The sequence below is a fragment of the Rhodobacter sp. P2_H5 genome (assembly GCF_056403335.1).
Genome location: NZ_JBFUFS010000088.1, coordinates 1 through 882, shown reverse-complemented (window position 1 = coordinate 882; position 882 = coordinate 1). Strand labels below are relative to the sequence as shown.

Genomic DNA, 882 nt, shown 5'->3' with positions numbered 1-882 from the left:
GGTAGCGACAGCGGCGCCGGTGACTAAGTGAACTGCTCTTGAACGGCGTTGTTGCAGAACTCTAACCTATGGGTTCAGGTAGTTAATCCATATGGTTGGCGGATCTGCGTGACGAAACCCTCCCGCGCCCGATATCGCATGACGAACTGGTCCAGCCACCATGATAGCTTTGATCGTAGGCGTTGCCCCAAAATGTGGACGCGGTTGTCGGAGCGCCAATAGCCGTCCGCAGCGTACCGTTGCATTCGGGTTTCGGCCTCATAGCCTTTCCGAAAAGCTGCAGACCGGTCGAGCACTCGTGTTTTGCAATGTTTGACCTATTCAGTAAAGGCGCCGAGCGTGACAAACTGGACGGCTGACATGCAGGGCTTCGACACCAACCTGTTTCTTGCCATGACGGGAACCCACCAGTCGCCGGGCTGGATCGTGGTATTGGCCGTATATCTGGCCGGTGCAGTGGTGCCTTTGGTTTTGGCGTGGATTGTAATCGCCTGGATAAGGGCAAGAGCGGGATGGCGACTTGCCMTTCTGGATGCAGTTGCCGCTGGGGCAGCGGGTTTGGCTCTCGTGCAAGTCATTGGCTGGTTGCACTATCGCCCACGTCCGTTTGAATCTGGGCTTGGTTCTAATCTGCTGAGCCATCTGCCAGAAAACTCTTTCCCGAGCGATCATGCCACATTGATGTTTTCGATTGCTTTTGGGCTGCTCGTCGCCGCGCCACTGCGTCGGGCGGGGTTTGTCCTGATGGGACTGGCATTGGCCGTCTCGTGGGCGAGGGTCKTTCTTGGGGCGCACTACCCTTCGGACATCCTCGGTGGGGCGGTGCTTGCAATGATCTGTGCGGGACTGGTTCAATCGCTGCCAAAGCGTGCGGGCACTTGG

General features: G+C 57.5%; 1 protein-coding gene. It reads left to right on the top strand.

Translation table 11 applies throughout. The features are described 5' to 3' along the window. Positions 1–360 precede the first annotated feature (360 nt). On the top strand, positions 361–882 hold a 522-nt coding region (locus tag AC1DVR_RS23635), incomplete at its 3' end, for a phosphatase PAP2 family protein (RefSeq protein WP_478003069.1).